This is a genomic window from Sphaerisporangium corydalis, from assembly GCF_025506355.1.
Taxonomy (GTDB): domain Bacteria; phylum Actinomycetota; class Actinomycetes; order Streptosporangiales; family Streptosporangiaceae; genus Sphaerisporangium; species Sphaerisporangium corydalis.
This window is the reverse complement of the sequence record NZ_JANZYP010000008.1, coordinates 1-19,567: the sequence shown is the minus strand read 5'-3', so window position 1 is coordinate 19,567 and position 19,567 is coordinate 1. Positions and strand designations below refer to the sequence as shown.

Genomic DNA, 19,567 nt, shown 5'->3' with positions numbered 1-19,567 from the left:
ATATCGCTCAGAGACTCCTCGAGAATGCGGCAAGCGACCGGAATAACCCAATCTTGTTAGGTAAGACCTAGGCGTTTGAGTTGTCCGATAACAGTGGGGTTTTGCAGCGGCCTGGTGTACCCCACGATGTTGGGCCGGTCGCGGTAGGTCGTCATCTTGATGGGACCGCACAGAGTGCACCTGGCCTCGACCATCTTGCCGGGCGAGACCACCATGCCGACGTGCCCCGGGCTGTTGGACGAGGTGCCGGGCCCGGCGTTGAAGAACACCAGGTCACCCGGCTGCTCGGTGCCCTTTTTGACCTTCGCCCCGAACGGGAACTGGCCGAAGGTGGTGCGCGGGATGGACAACCCAGCAGCCCGGTAGGCCATGTAGATGATCCCCGAGCAGTCGAAGGCGTCCGGCCCGGTGCCGCCCCAGCGGTACGGCTTGCCGCGCTGGGCCAGGGCGTACTGGAGGATCTTGCGCACGATGTCGGTGGGCGCCGCCTCCACGATGGGCGTGTCGCACGACGGGTCGTCCACCGGGGGCAGTTCGAGCGTCCCGTCGGAGGCGTACCGCCTGGCGATCACCAGCACCTGCTCGACGTACCACATCGCGTGGTTGTAGACGAACAGGGCGCGCTTGAGGTCGCCGGGGGCGCCGTTGCGCTTGAGCATCTTGGCCGCGCCCAGGATCGCGTCGGCCGGGTTGTACACGTCGGCCACGCCGTCGTCGTCCCCGTCCGAGGCGTACCCGTTGAACTTGGACGAGGTCTTGATCTTCGCCTTCCCGCCCCAGGTGCTGATCAGGAACTGCATGGGGCCCGCGGCGCCCGCGTAGTTCACCCCGCTTCGCACCCCAGCGAGGGTGGAGCGGCCGTGATCGGTCTCGCGCTTGCCCACCGCCGCGAGAACGGTCCACTGCACGCCGGTCTTCTTGCCCCACTTCTTGTAGAGCTCAAGGTAGTTGGCGGGAATGTCGGACTGGGCGGTGGTCGAGACGTTCGTGACCTTGACCGGCCCGTCCCCGCAGTCCTCGCCGGTGCTGCCGCCGCCGAGGAACGAGGGGAACGTGCTCATGAGCATCGGCGCCATGATCAGGGTGACCAGCACGACGCCGGCCAGCCCGATGAGGAGCGCTATGCGCACACGTGAGCTCACTGAGTGGTCCCGTCGCCGGTGTCCCCGTCCTGACCCGCGTCAGCGGGCTGCATGTCGAACACCTTCCAGTCGGTGCCCAGCTGGGTCAGAGTGAGCGCGTAGTCGGCGCTGCGCTCCTGCGGGCCGCTCTTGGCCGTGATGTGCTGCGTCGCGGTGACCACGAACACGACCGACCCTTCGGTGATGTCCCTGATCGACTTCAGCCGGGCCGACCCGGCGGAGACCACCTCGTCGGCCCGGTTCTGCTCGACCGTCGCGGGCGTGGTGACGTCCCGCGCGAGGATCGTGCCGAGGTCCGCCGTGGTGAAGCCCTTCAGCCGCTCGGCCAGCGACGCGGGGTCCTCGTCGTACCGGAACGTCGCGTAGGAGACGGCGAACCGCTGCGCCGCGTCGGCGGCCTGGGCGATCTGCTCCCTGGACAGCGGGAGGTAACCGTAGATGTCGAACGTGCCGGGCGTGATCGAGGGCGCGGGGGACGACGACGGCCGCCCGATGGGCGCCGACGAGACCACCGCCGACCTCTCCGGCGGCTCCGCGCCGTCGGAGCCACCGGACGCGGGCCGCATCGACAGGTAGATGCCGACGGCCGCCAGCGCGACCACCACCCCGGCGAAGACGACCCCTCGCCGGTCGTTGACCTGCATCATCGTCAGTCCTTGTCGCGGTCGGCCGGTCGCAGCCAGAAGGGCGACTCCTCGGCCTGGCCGCCTCCCGAGCGCGGAGGCAGCCACAGCGGCGGTGCCTCACCGGACGCCGACCTGTCCCATCCCGCCGGACGCCCGAACGAGCCCCCCGAGCCGGACGACTCGCCCGACCCGTTCGAGGACCTGTTCTGCGAGCCGCCGGAGGAACGGCCGGACGAACCACCGGACGATCGGCCGGAGGAGCCGCCGCCGAACAGCCCGCCGGACGAACCGCCCGACGACCTCCCGGAGGAGCCGCCGGACGAACCGCCGGAGGAACGGCCCGACGAGCCGCCGAACAGGCCGCCCGAGGCTCCGCGTGGCCCGCCGGCCGTCGAGCGCGGGGCCCTGGGCGTCGCGCCCTCCCGCCGCGCGCCGCCGCCCGAACCGCCGCCGGACGACGACCCGCCCGAGCCGGACCGCGAGGCCCATCCCCCGCCGGACCTGCCGCCGAACCAGCCGCCGCCTCCCGAACCCGAACCGGTCCCCGAACCGCACCGGGCCGCCGGGCGGGGGCCCGGCGCCCCGCCGCCGCCCCGGCCCGTGCCGCCCGGGCGCCCGGGCGGCACGCCAGGACGTCCGGACAGGTCGAGCGGCGGCGCGGCCCCAGGTCTCGGGACGGCGGTGCCGCGCCCGGTCGCCTTGCGGCGCGCGCCCGCCTGCCCGTCGGCGTCCAGCGGCGCCGGTTGAGCGCCCACCGGCACGCGGGTGCCGGACTGCTGCGTGGCCCCGGGGGTGACCTCCTCGCCCCTGACCCTGCCCTGGGCGACGGCGGCCGAGGCCGCCGCGGCGCCCCCGCCGACCATGGCCGCAGCGTTGAGCAGCGGCTCCGCCTTGCGCAGACCCCAGCGGCCCATCCGCGCGGCGGCCACGGGCGGCAGCGCGTTCGCCGCCCTGGACAGCGTCGGCGCCGAGGCGGCCTCGCCGAGCATCCTGGTGGTGAGCGTGTGCCCGTCCATGGACGCGAACAGGTGCTGGAAGGGCCGCCGGTAGAAGAACACGGCGATCGTCAGCAGCGCGATGAACATGATCTGCATGCCCCACGGGAGGTTCGTGGAGATGATCAGCGCGTAGCCGTACACGAGCACGCCGAGCACCAAGGCGAGCACGGCCTGTCTCAGCAGGGTGCCGACCAGCATCTCGACCCAGCGCATGGCGATGATGCGCCCGGACCCGGGATGCACGCCGATCAGCAGGAATATCGGTCCCATGATGAGCAGCAGCAGGAAGCCGATCTTGAGCGCGATGAGCGACACCGCGACCAGGAAGATCAGCACGCCGGTGACCATGGCCGCCATCAGGGCGCCGATCGCGATGCCGAGACGGCTGGTCCAGTCCTTGCCCTGGAAGAGGAAGAACATCGGCGTGCTCTCCAGCGGCTTGGCGACCTCCTCCTCGAACTTCGCCTGATGCGACCCCGAGCTCGGTTTCTGGCTGGCCGCCTGTTCCTGGACGTCGCTCGCCTGAAGGTCGAGCGTCTTGGCGCCGAACGTGCGCACGATGGGGGCGTTGGGGTCTGCGGTGCCGAACTCGCCCATCAGCCAGGGCTTGCAGACGAGGGTGGACCACAGCGCGTCGGCGTTCTGGGCGACCCCCGGGGTGCCGGCCTGGCCGTAGCCGCCGGGGCCCGGCTTGGCGTCCTTCTGGCCCTTGGTCGGCAGGCAGGACGCGCCACCGGCGCCCGGCAGCCCGCTGAAGGCGGAGTTGACGATCTCGCCGGTCTTGTCGGTGACGGTCTTGCCGAGGCCGGTGAAGTCGCCGGGACGGCTGAAGAACCACACGGCGACCGTGACGGCGAGGATCATCCAGATCACGCCCTCGGCCGTCGTGCTGGCCCGCTTGCGGATCAGCCCGTACCATGCCAGCCAGACGGCCCCGAGCAGGATGACCACCCGCAGGTACGGCCAGTACATGGCGTTGGCGAGGTTGGTGACGATGTCGTCGACGACGTCCTTGATGGACTGGAGCGGTCCTTCGGTGGCCGCGGCCTCGTAGGTCGTGATCGTCATGCGGTCGATGGCCTTGGCCCAGGAGAAGACCGTGTTCGCCCACGCGTTGCCGAGGACGGCGGCCACGTCGTTGCAGCCCAGCCCGTAGGTGTGCCAGAACTGCCCGGCCATCCCGTACCGGTCGTAGTTGGTCACCGGGTCGGCGGTGATCACGCCGGCGGTCGCCGTCGCGGCCCCGGGGGGCAGCGTGGGAGAGTCGACCGGAGTGGTGCCCTCCGCGGCGTCGGGCAGGGGCGGCTTGACCAGGCCGTCGACGCCGCCGCCGACGATCTCGGGGGCGAGGTCGGGCGACAGGTCGCACGGCCCCGCGGCGCCCGCCACGGTGGGCGAGAGCGCGATCGGCACCACGAGGACGCTCGCGAGGATCGCGAGGATCAGGATGACCTTGCGCCGCAACCGTCTCATGCGCTCGCTCCACTCGCGCGCCCGCCGGGCGCCCTAGGTCCGGTCTCCTCGTGGTCCTCGCGTGGTCCGCCTTCCGGTCCTGCCACCTCACGGTGTCTCATGACCGCACCTCCTGCGCAGTCCCCTGCCTGTTCGCCCGCCCACGAGGATCATGCACGCTCTCGCCGGGTTTGTCGTGGGTCGGATTGGTGTCGAGCCAGCGCAGCAGGTCCTCGGAGATGAGGTCCACCCCTATCCGCCCCGCGCGGCCGTCCAGATCGCGGAAGATGCACTCGCCGTTGCCCAGCGCGCGCAGCGCGGCCTTGTGCTCCTCGGACGGTTCCACGCCGAGCAGCGCCATGACGTGGTCCACCTCGACCCGCTCGGTCGAACGGAACGCGAACACCGAGGACAGGCAGTTGGTGACCTGCTCGTTCAGCAGGTCGCCCGCGTTCTGGGAGACCAGCACCAGCGCGGTGTTCCTCGACCGGCCCATGCGCGAGACCTCGGGCACGAGCTTGGCGCCCTCGGGCGTGGAGGTGATCGCCCAGGCCTCGTCCAGGAAGATCGCCTTGGGCGAGCGGCGGTCCAGGCCGTTCATCAGCCGCCGGGCGAACTGCGACACCAGGTAGAGCAGCGCGACCGACAGGCGCTGCTCGTAGGAGTAGTCGTCGCGCGCCGTGGTGACGTCGGGCAGGGTCAGCCCGCCGAGCGTGAACACCGTGGTCCACCCCTCGGTGTCGATCTGCTCGCCGCCCGAGGCGTCGAAGCACAGCCGGGCGAGGTGCATCTCGGCCATCGAGCGGAGCACCGCGCCGAGGTTCCTCGACGCGGGGTCCTCTGCCTGCTCCAGGTGGTCGACGACCTTCCCGAGCGACGGGCTCGGCGCGTTCGACACCGTGGAGACGGCCTGGATCATCGCCGACTCGCGCTCCTCCGACATGCGCGGGAGCAGCAGCCGCAGGGTCTCGGTCGCCATGGTCTTCTTCGCCGCGATGTCGTCGCCGAAGGAGAACGGGTCGAGCAGGCCGGGGGACGCCGACCCCAGCGGGATGATGCGCGCCTTGCGCCCGCGCCTCTGCAGGAGCTGGACCAGCGACTCCGCGTCGCCCTTGGGGTCGATGACCGCGACGGTGACCCCGCGCAGCGCCATCTGGTAGATGAGCAGCAGCGCGAGGGTCGTCTTGCCGCCGCCGGGCTCGCCGGTGATGGCGATGGCCGTGGGCCGGTTCCTCGTGGCCGCGACCAGCGGGTCGAAGTGGACGATCGACCGGGCCCGCCCGAGGGTCTCCCCGATGTACGGCCCGGCCCACCCCGCGCCGCTCTCGTCGACGCGGTCGCCGAGGTCGACGGTGGCCGTGGCCATGCCGCCCGCGATCGTGCGCAGCGGCTGCCGCTGGGCGTAGGCGTTCACGCGCACGCGCTCACCCGGCAGCGACTCGCAGAACAGCGAGAACTGGTCGCCCGTCGAGTTGACGATGTCGATGCCCATGTCGCGGTAGTGCTCCACGACGGCCTCGACGCGCTGGACGCACATCTCCTCGGTGGGCGCGGCGACGATCAGCCGGTGCCAGCCGTACACGAAGGGCAGGCGCTCCTTGGTGATGCCGTGCTCCAGCATGCGGGCCGCGTCGATCTGCTCGGCCAGGGCGATGGGCGCCTCCGCGCCGGCCTCACGGATGTGGATGTCCATGTCACGGGCGTGCGCGAGCTTGCGCGCCACGTCCTTGCTCGCCTTGATCGGAGGGATCAAGCGCATCCGCGAGCTGACCTCCACCGGAAACGGTAACTGGTCGATGAAGTGCAGCCACGGCTCCCCGTCGGGGAACGGCATCAGGTCGGGGAACCGCGCGAACGACAGGTGGGCCACGTACGAGCCGCCCGACGGCTGCTCGATGCGCAGCAGCGACCTGCCGTTGTGGATCTGGCCCTCGACCAGGGACTCCACCTCGCCCTTGCCCCACCGCCTGGACGGGGTCGCCGACGGCGGCGGGTCGCCGAGCGAGCCCGACGCGGCGTGCCGGAACAGCCAGGCGATCTCGCCGGACGAGGCGTGCCGGGCGTACAGGGCGCTGGAACCGAGGGCGCGGCCGAGGCGCTCGGCCTGCTCGGTCCACTTGTTGATCTCGTTCTCGGGGACGTGGTCGTCGTCGAGGCCGAGCGTCTTCTCGCCGCGCTGGTAGAACCCGAACATCTGGGCCAGCACGCCGGTGCCGAGCTGCGCGCCGCGCGGGCCGAGCCGCACGCCGATGTAGACCTCCTTGCTCCAGAAGTCCTTCGCCCAGACGTGCCGGTACATGTCCTCCAGGTAGTCGCGCCAGCCCTCCCCCTCGTCGGAGGTGGAGTTGAGCGCCAGGGCCCAGTCGGCGGCGGGGTAGGCGCGGTGCGCAACGCGCAGGTGCACCTCGGCGTCGATCATGCGGATCGCGGCGAGCGCGATGGTGATGTTGGTGGCGAGCGACTCCCGCTCCTCGGCGGTGACGAACTCATAGCTCACCGTCGGAAGCCGGAAATATGCCCATGCTGACGAGTCGGTGAGAAGGATCCGATCGTCGAAATAGCGTACGGCCAGCCTGCTCCTCGACCGCGACGATCTCCCCATCAGCCGGCCCGCTCCCCGCGCCGGGCTCGCTTGCTGGTCACTGGGCCACTTCCTCCTCGCTAGGGCGGCTCGCCGCCGCCAGGCCGCTTGCCACAACGCCCGCCAGCGCCACGTACGCCCTGCGGCCTCCGGCCCGGAGATGGGTGAGCTGCGCGGGGCCAGGATGCCCGGGGGCGAGTTCGTCCTCCCACGGGATGCGCACGATGGCGCGGCACCGGCCCCTGGCCACCGCCTCCGCCTGCTCGACGCCGCCCATGCTCCGCCGGCTCACGCCGTTGACCACCATGATCGCCCGGCGGCGCAGTTCGGTGGACCCGTGACCGTCCAGCCAGTCGAAGGTCATGGCCACCGCGTCGGGCGCGTCCTCGCTGGCGGGGGCGACCAGGATGAGCTGGTCGGCGTACGGCAGCATGCGGGCCGCCACCGACGCGGCCGGGTCGACCAGGATCAGCCGGTAGTGCCGGTCGAGCACCCGCATGGCCTGCGCCAGCCGCTGGTCGGAGAACAGGCCCTGGTCGGCGAGCCGGCGCGCCGCCGCGCCGTCGGCGTCGGAACCGACGACCTCAAGGCCCGACTCGCAGCGCGTCGTGTACGCCCGCATGCTGAGGTAGCCGCTGACGCCGTCCAGGCCGGCCAGCAGCGAGGTCAGCGTCTCCGGCGAGTCGGCCGGGATGCGGCCGGTCAGGGTGTGGTCCCCGGTGTTGGCGTCGACCGCGAGCACGCGGTCCTCGCGGTAGCGGGCGAGGGTGTGTCCCAGCATCAGCGTCGTCGTGGTCTGGCCCGCGCCGCCGGTGCAGCCGAGCACGACGACGCGGCGGCTGCCGGTGAGCACCGTGCGCGCCCTCGCCTCGTCGGTCTCGATGCCCTCGTTGCGGCTCGGACCGCCGCCGCCGACCACCACCTGCGCCAGCCTGCGCCAGCCACCTGACTGGTCGCGGCCCACCACCGACTCGACCCTGCGCACCCTCGGCTCCTCGCCGGTCCTCGGGACCGGCACGGGGACGGAGGGGGCGGCGGGGTCGGCGGTCGTGCCCGACGCGGCGGAGACGGCGCGGATGGACAGCGGCGGCGCCTGCTCGCGCGCCGCAGGCCTGACCGGGGTCCTCGGCGCCACCGGCTCGGCGGGACCGTCAGGAGTCACCGGCCTCGGCGCGACCGGCTCCGCCGGGCCCGGCGGAACGACCGGCGGCCTGGCCGGGCCGCTCGGCGCCACCGGCTCCGCGGGCCTCACCGGGACGACCGGCGGCTCGGCGGACGGTGTGCGTGCCGGGGGCCAGACCGTGCGGGACTCGGGCAGCCGGGTGGCGGCGGCGGGGTGCGGCGGCTGCCCCTTGCGGTGCAGCTCGCGGACGTCGATCCCCGAAACGGACCCGCTCCCCGCCTCGGCCCGCGCGGGCTCGCCCACGGGGTCGCCCAGTGTGGGCTCGGGCCTGGACGGGGCGTTCGGAGGGCCGAGGGTGGGCTCGGGTGTGGCGGCCGCGCGCTCGGAAGCGGATCCGGCCAGGGGACGGCCGGGGATGACCGTCCCGCTCCCGGGCGAGGCCGCCCGTGGGCCGGGGACGTCGCCCTCGCTCATGCCCGGCACGCCTTCGCGGGCGGCGGCGCAGGGGGTGCCACGGTGCTCGGCGGACGCCGCGAGCCTGCGCAGGCGGCGCAGCGCTTCGGTGCCGATCGGCGCGGGGGCCGTCGAGGGCGTGCCCCCCTGCTCACGCACGTCGGGCGAACCCGTCGCCTCGGCGGCCACCGGGAGCTGCGGCTTGGCGGCCGGGAGCTGCGGCTTGGGCGCCGGACGCTGGACGACGCGGTCCGGCAGCGACGCCGGCGACGAGACGGAACGGTCGGGGTTCGACATCGGGGACTCGGCGGACCGGTCGGGGTGCGTCGCCGGGGACGCGACGGCACGTCCGAGGGCCCGGCCGGGAGCGCCGGTGGACGGGAGGGAGGTGGACGAGGCGGGTGAGGCGGTGGGCAGGGCCGGAGAGGAGGCCGCTTCGGCGGTTTGGGCGACCGCGCCACCGAAGGCGACCAGGGGCCGCGCGGTCACGCGGGCCGGCGCCTCGGCCGGCGGCAGGGAGGTGACGGCCGCCGCGGCGGCGGCCACCGCCGGGCGCACCTCGCCGGGCACGACCGCGCCGCGCGCCACCGGCTTGACCGACGGCGGTTGCCGCCCGGGACCCCACGCCTCCATCGGGCGCCGCCTCGGCGCGGTGTGCTTGGGCTTGGCCCGGGTGCCGCGCCGCGCCTTGGACGCCGCCCTCGCCGACTCGGCGGACGCCAGCCGCGCGGCCTGCGGGGCCGAGCGCCACACCCTGCCGGTGAACGTGATCTCGTCGGGCTCCTCGACCGGCGACAGGCGGCACCAGGCCTTCGGCTCGCCGATGTAGCGGAGCTGGGACTGCATCAGCTCGTTGAGCCGCTTGCTCTCGATCACCGGCCGGGTCGACAACCACGTCACGATGCCCGGCGGCACGAGGTACAGCACGTGCCAGGGCGCCTCGAACGGGACCTGCGCGATCTTCAGAAGGATCGTCCATGGGACCAGCACGCCCACGAACACACCGATCCAGACGATCGGAAGCGGCATCGGCAGCCGGAGGTCGTACAGCTTGTAGAGCCGCTTCTCAATCCGCCAGATATTGGTATAGGTAGGCAGGTCCACCCGATCCTCCTCTCCCTGTCACGTCCATCTGGTCACGCTTACTTGATGCCGAGCGCCCCCGCGATCGCCCGGGCCGTCACCTCGATGACGTTGGGCACGTAGAAGATCACACCGATCGCGACCGCCAGGATGATGAACTGGACGAACCTGGTGATCTCTCGCGTGAAGAGGAAGAAGATCGCCACCACCGAGACCACGACGAGGAACAGCGGGGCGAAGAACTTGCGCAGGAAGTCCGCCAGGCCGGCGGTGTTCACTCCACCGGACGGCGGGGCCGACGGGGTCACGGCCTCCAAGGCGTTCTCCACGATAATTTTCAGAATCAACTCTCGTCCTCCTGCTCATGGTCACGCTGACCGGTCTGCGAACAGTCCCGGGATCCTCGCGCTCCCTTTGCCGCTCCCTCGCTCCCCATCGACGTCCCGGCCTCACCCTGCGGACCGGGCTGCACCGCGAATGTCCTTGATGTACCAGTTATCGCCCTGCTTCTCCACATTGAGCCGGTACGCCTGCTCCAGCCCGGCCGCCTGAGCGACGGGGTCGCTGGACGTCGAGGCCGGCGAAGGGGTCGGGCCGGTGGCGACGTTCCACACGACCACGGCGGTGATCTCACGGCTGGTGCCGCCGGGGGGCGCGCTCACGCTCTGCAGCTCGGCCAAGTTGACCTTCCCGTCGAAACCGTCGAGGGTCACGCCCTGGACGACATAGCGCTGCAGCTGCGCGGCGTCGCCCGCCGCGTACGCCCGGAAGAAGCCTTCGAGCTGCGGGCGCAGCTCGCCCTCGGCGGTGGCGTCGTGTTCGAGCTGGGGGACCTGCGGCAGGCCGGCGGGGCCGCCGGCGGGCAGCAGGGCGGGCTCGCCCGACACCACGAACCTGCCTCCCGAGACGTAGACCGGCACCGACAGCTTCCACCGCTGCGCGCCGGACTGGGCGAAGACCGTCACGACCGCGTTCTGCGTGTCGGTCACCTCCACGTCGGACAACTGGAAGGCGCCCGCGGACATGCGGCCGAACCCGTTCCAGCCGAACTGCCGCTCCCCGCCTTCGGGAAGGAAGGGCTTCAGGCGGTCGGCCCTGTCGTCCGGCTTGGACCCGTCGAAGTTCAGGTACGCCGCCGCGAACTGCGCGGCGAACGCGGCCGCGCCGGCCTCGGGGAATCCCGAGGACGTCGGGGCCGTGGCCGGGTTGGTGGGCTGGTCGCCCTGGGCGAAGCGCTCGATGGGGGCACGGACGCCGTTGACCACGATCACGATGATCACGGCCCACAGTACGGCCCTGCCCATCCATACCAGCCAGCGCCCGCCCCCTCCGGACCATCCGCCACGGCGCGGCGCGTTGCGTGCCCGAGCCGGCACCTGGTCAGGATCCGGATCGTAGGGCGACGGAGGGTACGCTGAATGCTCGGGTTCGCCAGCGGTCCGCGGACCGTGCTGGACGTTTGACCTGCGAGCCATCACGCCTCCGCTCGCGCCGATCCCCCCGGCTGACGCGCTGTCGTCTTCCTGTCGATCCTGTTGTCCATGGTGAAGTATTCACTTTAGCCGCCTCACCAATTGTTCCAGGAAAGCCACGCCCATGCTGCAGGCATCCACGTAGCAGACCAAGTCGGTCTTCCTCCGGTTTCGGGAACGCGTCCGCCGAGTTCACGCAGGGTGCGGGGCACTTCTCCGCCCGCGGGGCCCCGCGGAAACTCAACGACAAAATGCGCACTAGAGACAAAGCTCGCACCAGATGAGAAACCGCTGTAAATGTGGCATGCCGCAGGGATGTTCTTCCTGCTCAGGCGAGTACCCGGCTCGCGCGCGCCGATCCGGGTGAATCCGTCGATGCCGACGAAGGCGTCAGGTTCGGCCAGGAGGCTGCGAACCGTCCGCACGCACCGGCCTCCCTTCCGCGGGACCGCTCGCGCGAATCGGCGCACGACGGCCATGTCCATGGTCGCCGACCCCGGCGGGGCACACTACCGACCCAAACACGAGAGAGTACGCGTGAGGGGAAGCCCTGCTGGATTACCTGACGGCCAGGCATTGCTACCCGCAGGTCAGAGGGCATGAGTGGCAGAGCACCTCAAGCGGCAGTTCAGCGACACAAAGTGAATATCCCCCTACATCACCACTATGTTGCCCTCTGTGAGTACGCCATCCTCTCGTTATCTGGTCGGCCGCTACCGGCTCATCTCCCTTCTCGGCAAGGGAGGCATGGGCACCGTCTGGCTGGCCTCCGATGATCTCCTGCGCCAGCAGGTCGCCGTCAAAGAGGTGCGACTGCCCCCGGACCTGGACGAGAGCACGCGCGCGGAGCTGCGCGAACGCACACTGCGCGAGGCGCGGGCGGCGGCCACGCTGCGCGCCCACCCCTCGATCGTCACCGTGCACGACATCGTCATCGAGGACGAACGCCCCTGGATCGTCATGGAGCTGGTCCAGGGCCGCTCACTCGGCCAGGTCATCCGCGAGCACGGACCCCTGCCCCCGCGCCGGGTCGCGAGCATCGGCCTGAGCCTGCTGGACGCCCTCGGCGCCGCCCACGACGCGGGCATCCTGCACCGTGACATCAAGCCGCCCAATGTCCTGCTCAACGAGGAGGGCCGGGTCGTGCTGACCGACTTCGGCATCGCCACCGTCTCGGGCGACCCCTCCCTCACCCAGAGCGGCATGCTGACCGGCACCCCGGGGTTCGTCGCCCCCGAGCGGCTCAGGGGCGAGGACGACGGGCCGGCGTCCGACCTCTGGTCGCTCGGCGCCACCCTGTTCGCCGCGGTCGAGGGCCAGCCCCCCTACGCGCGGGAGCGGCCGACGGCCGTGATGGCCGCCGTGCTCATGCAGGAGCCCAACCCGATGCGCCTGGCCGGGCCCATCGCGCCCGTGCTGGCCGGCCTGCTGGAGAAGGACCCCGCCCGGCGCATGACCCGCGAGCATGCCGTCTGGTACCTGCGTTCGGTCGTCAACGGGAGCGTCCCGCCGCCGGGGGCCGTCCCGGCGCCGGGCCTCCCGCCTGGCGCGGGCCCGCGCGGGCGCGGCGCCCCCGGCGCGACCGCTCCCGGGCGGCCGGGCCAGGCCACCGTCCCCTCCCAGGGCAGGTCACCGGCGCCGTCCCGCAGGAAGTCGGTGCTCCTCGGGTCGGTGCTCGCGGTGGTCATGGTCGCCGCCGCCGGGTTCGCGACCCGCGGCCTGTGGCTGGACCGGCCGGGGACGGGCTCGCCCACGGAGTCGCCCGCCAGCGGGGACGTGGTCGCCGCCTCGAAGACCGCCACCGCCCGCCCCTCCACCACCGCGGCGAAGGGCGCCGTGATCAAGGGGGACCCGGACGCCTGCGATCTGCTGACCGACGCGCAGGCCGAGCGGCTCCTCGGCGCCCCGGTGAAGAGCCAGTACCAGACGCACGGCGCGTGCCAGTGGATGCGGGAGGACATCGGCATCTTCCTCAGCCTGCAGATGACCCGCGTGGACAGCTCGGAATACGCTCACACGATCTTCACGGAGATCAGGAAGGGCATGGTGGACGAGCCGAAGAGATACCCGGGGACGAAGATCCGCTACAACGGCACCGCGGGCCAGGAGGCCTTCAGCCACACCAAGAAGGTCCCCGACACCAGCAACTACCAGTCGCAGGTCCTGTTCAGGAAGGACAACATGACCCTCACCGTCTTCACCAGCCTGCACAGCGCCGGCTACGCCCGCGTCGACCTCGCCGCCAAATGGATGGAGAAGAACCTGGAGACCTACCGCTGACCGCCTCCGGGCCCGTCAGACGTTGAAGCGGAACTCCACCACGTCGCCGTCGCGCATCACGTAGTCCTTGCCCTCGATGCGGGCCTTGCCGGCGGACCTGGCGGCGGCGATCGAGCCGGCGTCCACCAGGTCGGCGAAGGACACGACCTCGGCCTTGATGAAACCGCGCTGGAAGTCGGTGTGGATGACCCCGGCGGCCTCGGGGGCCGTGGCGCCCTTGCGGATGGTCCAGGCCCTGCTTTCCTTGGGGCCCGCCGTCAGGTAGGTCTGCAGGCCGAGGGTCTCGAAGCCGACACGCGCGAGCTGGGTCAGGCCCGACTCCTCCTGGCCCACCGACTGGAGCAGCTCAAGTGCCTCGTCGTCCGGCAGCTCGACCAGCTCCGACTCGATCTTGGCGTCCAGGAACACCGCCTCGGCCGGGGCGACCAGCTCCGACAGCCTGGCGCGCAGGGCCTCGTCGATCAGCTCGTCGGCGTCGAGGTTGAAGACGTACAGGAACGGCTTGGCCGTGAGCAGGTGGAGCTCGCGCAGGTCCGTGAGGTCCAGGCCGGAGGCGTACAGAGTGGTGCCGCCGTCGAGCGCCTTGGAGCCGGCCTCCGCCGCCTCCAGCACGACCTTGCGGTCCTTGTTGAACTTCGACTCCTTGGCGAGCCGGGGCAGCGCCTTCTCGATCGTCTGCAGGTCGGCGAGGATCAGCTCGGTGTTGATCGTCTCGATGTCCCGCTTGGGGGAGATCTCGCCGTCGACGTGGGTGACGTCCGGGTCGTCGAAGACCCGGATCACCTGGCAGATGGCGTCGGTCTCACGGATGTTGGCCAGGAACTGGTTGCCGCGCCCCTGCCCCTCGGAGGCGCCCTTGACCAGGCCGGCGATGTCGACGAACTCGACCTTCGCCGGGAGGATCCTCGCGGAAGCGAAGATCTCGGCCAGCTTCCCTAGCCGGGCGTCGGGCACGCCGACGATCCCCACGTTGGGTTCGATGGTGGCGAACGGGTAGTTCGCCGCGAGGGCGTTACCGCTCTTGGTCAACGCGTTGAATAGCGTGGACTTGCCGACATTGGGCAGGCCGACGATGCCGATGCTCAGGCTCACGTTCGCCGAGTTTACGGTGCCCTGGCCGCGCGACGGACACGCACGGGGGCCACAGGCCTGGAATCATGCGGAAGGTGGACGTCATGGCACTCGCCTTCCAACTGGCCGCGGGGCTGGCCGCCGGGCTGGTCATCGGCTTCGCCCTCGGGCGGGCCCGTGCGACCGCGCGCGCCGCCGGCGCCGAGAGCAGGGTCGCCCTGGCCGAGGCCCGCGCGCTCGCGGCCGAGGAGAAGGTCGCCTACGTCGAGGAGCAGATGACCCAGCGGTTCCAATCCCTGTCCAACCGGGCGCTCGACGTCAACAACCTGCGCTTCCTGGAGCTGGCCGAGACCCGTTTCGCCGCCTCGCGCGCCGACGCCGCCGGCGACCTGGAGCAGCGCAGGCAGGCCGTGGAGAACCTCGTCGCCCCCCTCAGGGAGACCCTCGCCCAGGTCCAGGACCAGCTCCGCGTCAGCGAGACGGGCAACCGCGTCGCCCAGGCCGAGCTGGGCAAGCAGATGGAGTTCGTACGGGAGAGCTCCGAGCAGCTCAAGACGCAGACCTCCTCGCTGGTCAGGGCGCTGCGACGGCCGGAGGCGCGGGGACGGTGGGGGGAGCTCCAGCTCCGCAGGGTCGCCGAGATCGCCGGGATGGCGCGGTTCTGCGACTTCGACGAGCAGGCCTCCGCGACCACCGCCGACGGGGTCGTACGGCCCGACATGGTGGTCAGGCTCGCCGGCGGCAAGAACATCATCGTGGACTCCAAGGTGTCGCTGGCCGCCTACCTGGAGGCCGCCGAGGCGGGCGAGAGCGAGATGCAGGAGGTCCGGCTCGACGCGCACGCCCGGCACATGCGCGACCACGTCGACCGGCTGGCCGCCAAGGCGTACTGGCAGGCGTTCAGCCCGGCCCCCGAGTTCGTCGTGCTGTTCGTCCCCGGGGAGGCGTTCCTGGCCCCCGCCCTGGAGCGGGACCCCGGCCTGCTGGAGTACGCGATGAGCCGGCGGGTCCACTTCGCCACCCCGACCACCCTGATCACCATGCTCCGCACCGCGCAGTACGCCTGGCAGCAGGCGGCGCTCAGCGAGAACGCCCGCGCGGTCTTCGACCTCGGCAAGGAGCTGTACGACCGGCTCGGCGCGATGGGCCGCAACGTCGACGCGGTGGGCAAGGCGCTGAGCCGGGCCGTCGTCGCCTACAACAAGACGGTCGGCTCCCTGGAGAGCCGCGTCCTGGTGAGCGCGCGCAAGCTGAACGACCTCGGCGTGGTGGACGGGCCGCTCCCCCAGCCGGAGCTCGTCGAGGAGCTGCCCCGGCCGCCCTCCATGCCCGAACTCCTCGGCGAGGACCACTACGTGCCTCCGGACGAAGACGAGGACGAGGGCTCCGGCTCGGAACGGACGCCGGGCGAGGGCGAGAGCGCGGAACGGGCGCCGGGTGAGAACGCGCAGCGGGCGCCGGGCGAGGGCGGGGACGCGGGTGCGGGGCGGGTGCCGGAGGGGGCGGGGGACGAGAGCCCGCAACCCCAGGGTGAAGAGACGGCAAGCCCGTTCCCGGCCCCTCGCCTGAACGGTAGGTTGGCGCGAGACTCGTCGTAGGGCCAGCCTGCCGGCCGCGAGGCGGCCGTCCGGGCTCGGAGGGGGCGACAGTGGTAACAGGGGAGCGGGCGCGCCCGGGGGTCAGGCTGACCGCCCGGGGCGCCGTCGCGCTCATATTCGTGATCACGCTCGTGTCCGAGGCGACCCGGTCCACGACGATCGTCGGCATCGTCTTCGCCGTGGCCTGCCTGGCCGCCGTCTTCCTCGTGCAGCCGCGCGACCTGCTGCCCCTGGTGGTGACGCCGCCCCTGATCTTCTTCGCGGCCACGCTGATCAGCGCCGTCTTCGGCACGTTCGGCGCGCCGTCGATGATCCAGGCGCTCGGCCTCGGCCTGTTCACCGACCTGTCGGCGGCGGCGCCGTGGCTGTTCGGCGGCTCGGCGCTCATGCTGGCCGTCGCCTGGTTCCGGGGGCTGCCCGCCAACGTGTCGGAACTGCGCGCCGAGCTGCGCGCGAACCGCCCGGCCGTCCCCGACGCCAAGCGCAGACGGCCCGGCGAGGAACAGGCGTTCGCCCCCGAGCCTGAGGGCTACTTCGAACCCCGCGTCTACGGGTCGCCCAGAGAGCAGAAGGACTGACCGACCCCTCCCCCGGACGGCTCTCGCCTCCCGGGCGCGAGAACCCCCGCCGCCGCGGGGAGCCGTCCCGCCGAGCCCGGGGCGACCGTCGAGCGTGAGACAAGCGTGGAGCCGAACATGGAGTTGCTGGGCCTGCTCTGGAAGAAGCACCTCATGGCCGTGATCCGGGGCAGCGACCCCGAGGCGTCGTTCCAGACCGCCTGCGTCCTCGCCGAGGAGGGCATCGACGTCATCGAGGTGTCGCTGACCGGCGCCGGAGCGCTGAAGGTCATCAGCAGGATCGGGGCCGAGCTGGGCGACCGCGTCGTCCTCGGGGCTAGCACGGTCATGACCCGCGACGAGGCCGGCCAGGCCCGGGACGCGGGGGTCGCGTTCATCGTGACCCCGGCCATGTGCGAGGGGGCAGCGCGCGGCGTCGAGCTGGGGGTGCCGACGGTGATCGGGGCGCTGACCCCTTCCGAGGTGTGGTCGGCCTCGGCGTCGGGCGCCATGGCCGTCAAGGTCTTCCCCGCCTCGGTGTTCGGCCCGTCGTACGTCGCGAGCCTGCGCGGGCCGTTCCCGCGCGTGCCGCTGATCCCGATGGGCGGCATCGAGGCGGACCAGATGGCCGCCTACCTCGACGCGGGCGCGGTCGCCGTCGGCATCGGCTCACCGCTCATCGGCGACGCGGCCGACGGCGGCGACCTGGCGGGGCTGCGCGAGCGGGCCAGGCGCTTCCGCCGGGCGCTGCCGTACGGCGAAGCGTTGCCGTGAACCCGGACGACCCCGGCACGGCGCGGCTGGCGGAGCGGCTGCGCGCGGCCCGCGCACGGGTGGTCGCCGTGGACGGGCCCTCAGGGTCGGGGAAGACCACCCTGGGCCGCGCGCTCGCGGACGACCTGGGCGCCGGCCTGATCCACATGGACGACCTGTACCCGGGGTGGGACGGGCTGCGCGGCGGCGTCGAACGGCTCGTCGAGTGGATCCTGCGCCCGCTCGCGAGCGGGGAGGCCGCCCGGTGGCGCCGCTACGACTGGACGCTGGAGGCGTACGCGGAGTGGCACGAGCATCCGCCGTCGGCGGCGGTGGTCGTCGAGGGCGTGGGGAGCGGCGCGCTGGCCGCCGGGCCGTACACGTCGTTCCTGGTCTGGATGGAGGCGCCGCTCGCCGTGCGGCGGGAGCGGGCGCTCGGCCGGGACGGCGGGACCTACCGCCCGCACTGGGAGCGGTGGGCGCTCCAGGAGCGGGCGTACTTCGCCACCGACCGGGTGCGCGAGCGCGCCGACCTGACCGTCGACACCGGCCCCGTGCCCCGGTGACCGCGCCTGCCGTTCCCTGTGACCGCCCTCCGAGGCCCGGGGGGCGGTGACGGCGGGTCGCGAGGTCAGACGGCGGTCGAGGTCAGGGGGGTCCGCGAAGCCGGGGGCGGGGTCAGGCGGTGGCGGGACGGAGGTCGCGGCGGAGCTCGTGGGGAAGGGCGAAGCGGACGTTCTCGGCGACCGACTCGACCTCCTGGACATCACCGAAGCCGTGGCCCGCCAGCCGGGCCAGCACGGCCTCGACCAGCTCCTCGGGCACCGAGGCCCCGCTGGTCACCCCGACGGTCGTGACGCCCTCCAGCCACTCGTCCTGGATGTAGGAGGCGTTGTCCACCAGGTAGGAGGCGTCGGCACCGGCGTCCAGGGCGACCTCGACGAGGCGCTTGGAGTTGGAGGAGTTGGTGGAGCCGACGACGATCACGAGCTGCGACTCGCGGGCGATCTCCTTGACGGCGACCTGGCGGTTCTGCGTGGCGTAGCAGATGTCGTCGCTCGGCGGGTCGATGAGGTTCGGGAACCGCTCCCTGAGGCGGGTGACCGTCTCGGTGGTCTCGTCGACCGACAGCGTGGTCTGGGAGAGCCAGACGAGCCGCTCGGGGTCGCGCACCTGGACGCGGTCGACCCCGTCGAGCCCGTCGACGAGCTGGATGTGGCGCGGGGCCTCCCCGGCGGTGCCCTCGACCTCTTCGTGGCCTTCGTGGCCGATGAGAAGGATGTCGTAGTCGCCGGCGGCGAAGCGCTTGGCCTCGTTGTGGACCTTGGTGACGAGCGGGCACGTGGCGTCGATCGTCCTCAGGGACCGCGCGGCGGCCTCCTCGTGGACGGCCGGGGCCACGCCGTGGGCGGAGAAGACGACGATCGCGCCCTCGGGGACCTCGCCGGTCTCCTCCACGAAGATCGCGCCGCGCTCCTCAAGGGTCTTCACCACGTGGGTGTTGTGGACGATCTGCTTGCGGACGTAGATCGGCGCGCCGTACCGCTCCAGAGCCTTCTCGACCGCCTGGACCGCACGGTCGACGCCCGCGCAGTAACCACGCGGCTTGGCCACCAGGACTCGGCGGTTCACAGAGGTCTCCAGAATCATGTCTTCAATGCTATGCGCTCGGCGATTCCTTGCCAGCCTCATGCTCACCTTGCGTAGGCAGGCACGGTTTATCTGCTTTCCTATGCTTGAGGGAGTGTCCGGCGGCGCTGTCCGTCCTCCCCTTGACCTCATGCGGCACAGTCAGGTGAGACTGGTCGTCCAATATCAGACACTCTAGGGAGCCGGCATGTCAGTGACCGACATCGTCCGCACCATAGCCAAAAACGTCCGGCAGACCGTCTCCGATCCGAGCGAGCTCAAGGAGAAGGCCAAGGACCTGCCGCTCAGCGTCCTGCAGAGCGCGCTCACCGGCGTCGGGCAGGCCCTGATGCTGAGCGACCGCATCCGCACGGGCATCAAGCGGCTGCTGAACGACGACGACAAGGACGCCCCCGAGACCAGGGACGCCGCCCGGCCCGAGGCCGCGCCCGCGGTGGCCGAGGAGCCCGAGCCCCGGCCGGCCAGGCGCGAGCCCGTCATCTTCGCGCCGCGTCCCGCCAAGTCCGGGGACAGCCTCAACGGGGCGACGCCGAAGGCCGAGACCGCCGTGTCCGCCCCTGCGGCGGCGCCCGCGCCCTCGATGCGCCCGGCCCCCGCGGCCACCCCGGACGCCCCAGCGCCCACCCCTGCCGCCGCCGGGCCCGCCCCCTCCCCGGAGGCCGCGGCCACCCCCGATGTGACCGAGGCCACGCCCGCCGCGAAGGCCGGCGCGGCCAAGCCCACCGCGG

Annotated in this window: 14 protein-coding genes and 1 pseudogene; 6 read left to right on the top strand and 9 right to left on the bottom strand. The window is 72.0% G+C overall.

The genetic code is table 11. The annotated features are described in order from the left end of the window. Positions 1 to 56 precede the first annotated feature (56 nt). The 7 genes from NYZ98_RS08080 to NYZ98_RS08050 form a co-directional block, all read right to left on the bottom strand. Positions 57 to 1,142, bottom strand: coding sequence for a C40 family peptidase (locus tag NYZ98_RS08080; RefSeq protein WP_262841933.1), 1,086 nt, complete (start codon positions 1,140 to 1,142; stop codon positions 57 to 59). Beyond that, positions 1,139 to 1,789 carry a hypothetical protein gene (locus NYZ98_RS08075; protein ID WP_262841932.1) on the bottom strand — a complete coding sequence of 217 codons (651 nt, stop codon included), beginning with the start codon at positions 1,787 to 1,789 and terminating at the stop codon, positions 1,139 to 1,141. Before NYZ98_RS08075 ends, NYZ98_RS08080 begins: the two co-directional genes overlap by 4 nt. Before the next feature lie 2 nt (positions 1,790 to 1,791). After that, complete coding sequence (locus NYZ98_RS08070; protein ID WP_262841931.1) at positions 1,792 to 4,239, bottom strand: type IV secretion system protein; 2,448 nt, start codon at positions 4,237 to 4,239, stop codon at positions 1,792 to 1,794. A gap of 97 nt (positions 4,240 to 4,336) precedes the next feature. Next, positions 4,337 to 6,820 (bottom strand): ATP-binding protein, encoded by a 2,484-nt coding sequence (locus tag NYZ98_RS08065; RefSeq protein WP_262841930.1) that lies wholly within the window; start codon positions 6,818 to 6,820, stop codon positions 4,337 to 4,339. A 37-nt stretch (positions 6,821 to 6,857) separates the two neighbouring features. Next, complete coding sequence (locus NYZ98_RS08060) at positions 6,858 to 9,479, bottom strand: TcpE family conjugal transfer membrane protein (protein ID WP_262841929.1); 2,622 nt, start codon at positions 9,477 to 9,479, stop codon at positions 6,858 to 6,860. 38 nt (positions 9,480 to 9,517) lie between these two features. Then, on the bottom strand, positions 9,518 to 9,790 hold the full coding sequence (locus tag NYZ98_RS08055; RefSeq protein ID WP_380706795.1) for a hypothetical protein: 273 nt from the start codon (positions 9,788 to 9,790) through the stop codon (positions 9,518 to 9,520). A 117-nt stretch (positions 9,791 to 9,907) separates the two neighbouring features. Continuing rightward, positions 9,908 to 10,762 carry a conjugal transfer protein gene (locus NYZ98_RS08050; RefSeq protein ID WP_262841928.1) on the bottom strand — a complete coding sequence of 285 codons (855 nt, stop codon included), beginning with the start codon at positions 10,760 to 10,762 and terminating at the stop codon, positions 9,908 to 9,910. Positions 10,763 to 11,608: 846 nt separating this feature from the next. Here NYZ98_RS08050 and NYZ98_RS08045 point away from each other — a divergent pair. Continuing rightward, positions 11,609 to 13,210, top strand: a complete 1,602-nt coding sequence (locus NYZ98_RS08045; RefSeq protein WP_262841927.1) for a serine/threonine-protein kinase — start codon at positions 11,609 to 11,611, stop codon at positions 13,208 to 13,210. A 15-nt stretch (positions 13,211 to 13,225) separates the two neighbouring features. On the opposite strand, the gene ychF is transcribed toward NYZ98_RS08045, so the two are convergent. Next, positions 13,226 to 14,302: a redox-regulated ATPase YchF gene (ychF, locus tag NYZ98_RS08040; RefSeq protein ID WP_262841926.1), complete on the bottom strand. Its 1,077-nt coding sequence runs from the start codon at positions 14,300 to 14,302 to the stop codon at positions 13,226 to 13,228. A gap of 83 nt (positions 14,303 to 14,385) precedes the next feature. On the opposite strand from ychF, the gene rmuC reads away from it, so the two are divergent. The 4 genes from rmuC (at position 14,386) to NYZ98_RS08020 (ending at position 17,755) form a co-directional block, all read left to right on the top strand. After that, a complete protein-coding gene (gene rmuC, locus NYZ98_RS08035; RefSeq protein ID WP_262841925.1) occupies positions 14,386 to 15,879 on the top strand; it encodes a DNA recombination protein RmuC in 1,494 nt (497 codons plus the stop codon). Positions 15,880 to 15,929: 50 nt separating this feature from the next. Continuing rightward, a complete protein-coding gene (locus NYZ98_RS08030; RefSeq protein ID WP_262841924.1) occupies positions 15,930 to 16,457 on the top strand; it encodes a DUF6542 domain-containing protein in 528 nt (175 codons plus the stop codon). A gap of 117 nt (positions 16,458 to 16,574) precedes the next feature. Further along, complete coding sequence (locus NYZ98_RS08025; protein WP_262841923.1) at positions 16,575 to 17,210, top strand: bifunctional 4-hydroxy-2-oxoglutarate aldolase/2-dehydro-3-deoxy-phosphogluconate aldolase; 636 nt, start codon at positions 16,575 to 16,577, stop codon at positions 17,208 to 17,210. Next, positions 17,207 to 17,755: a nucleoside/nucleotide kinase family protein gene (locus NYZ98_RS08020; protein ID WP_262841922.1), complete on the top strand. Its 549-nt coding sequence runs from the start codon at positions 17,207 to 17,209 to the stop codon at positions 17,753 to 17,755. The genes NYZ98_RS08025 and NYZ98_RS08020 overlap by 4 nt, the downstream gene beginning before the upstream one ends. 112 nt (positions 17,756 to 17,867) lie before the next feature. Here NYZ98_RS08020 and NYZ98_RS08015 read toward each other — a convergent pair whose 3' ends face one another. Next, complete coding sequence (locus tag NYZ98_RS08015; RefSeq protein ID WP_380706716.1) at positions 17,868 to 18,821, bottom strand: 4-hydroxy-3-methylbut-2-enyl diphosphate reductase; 954 nt, start codon at positions 18,819 to 18,821, stop codon at positions 17,868 to 17,870. Between the two features lie 205 nt (positions 18,822 to 19,026). Between NYZ98_RS08015 and NYZ98_RS08010 the strand changes: the two are divergent. Next, positions 19,027 to 19,567 (top strand): annotated as a pseudogene (locus tag NYZ98_RS08010) (hypothetical protein); the annotation flags it as partial.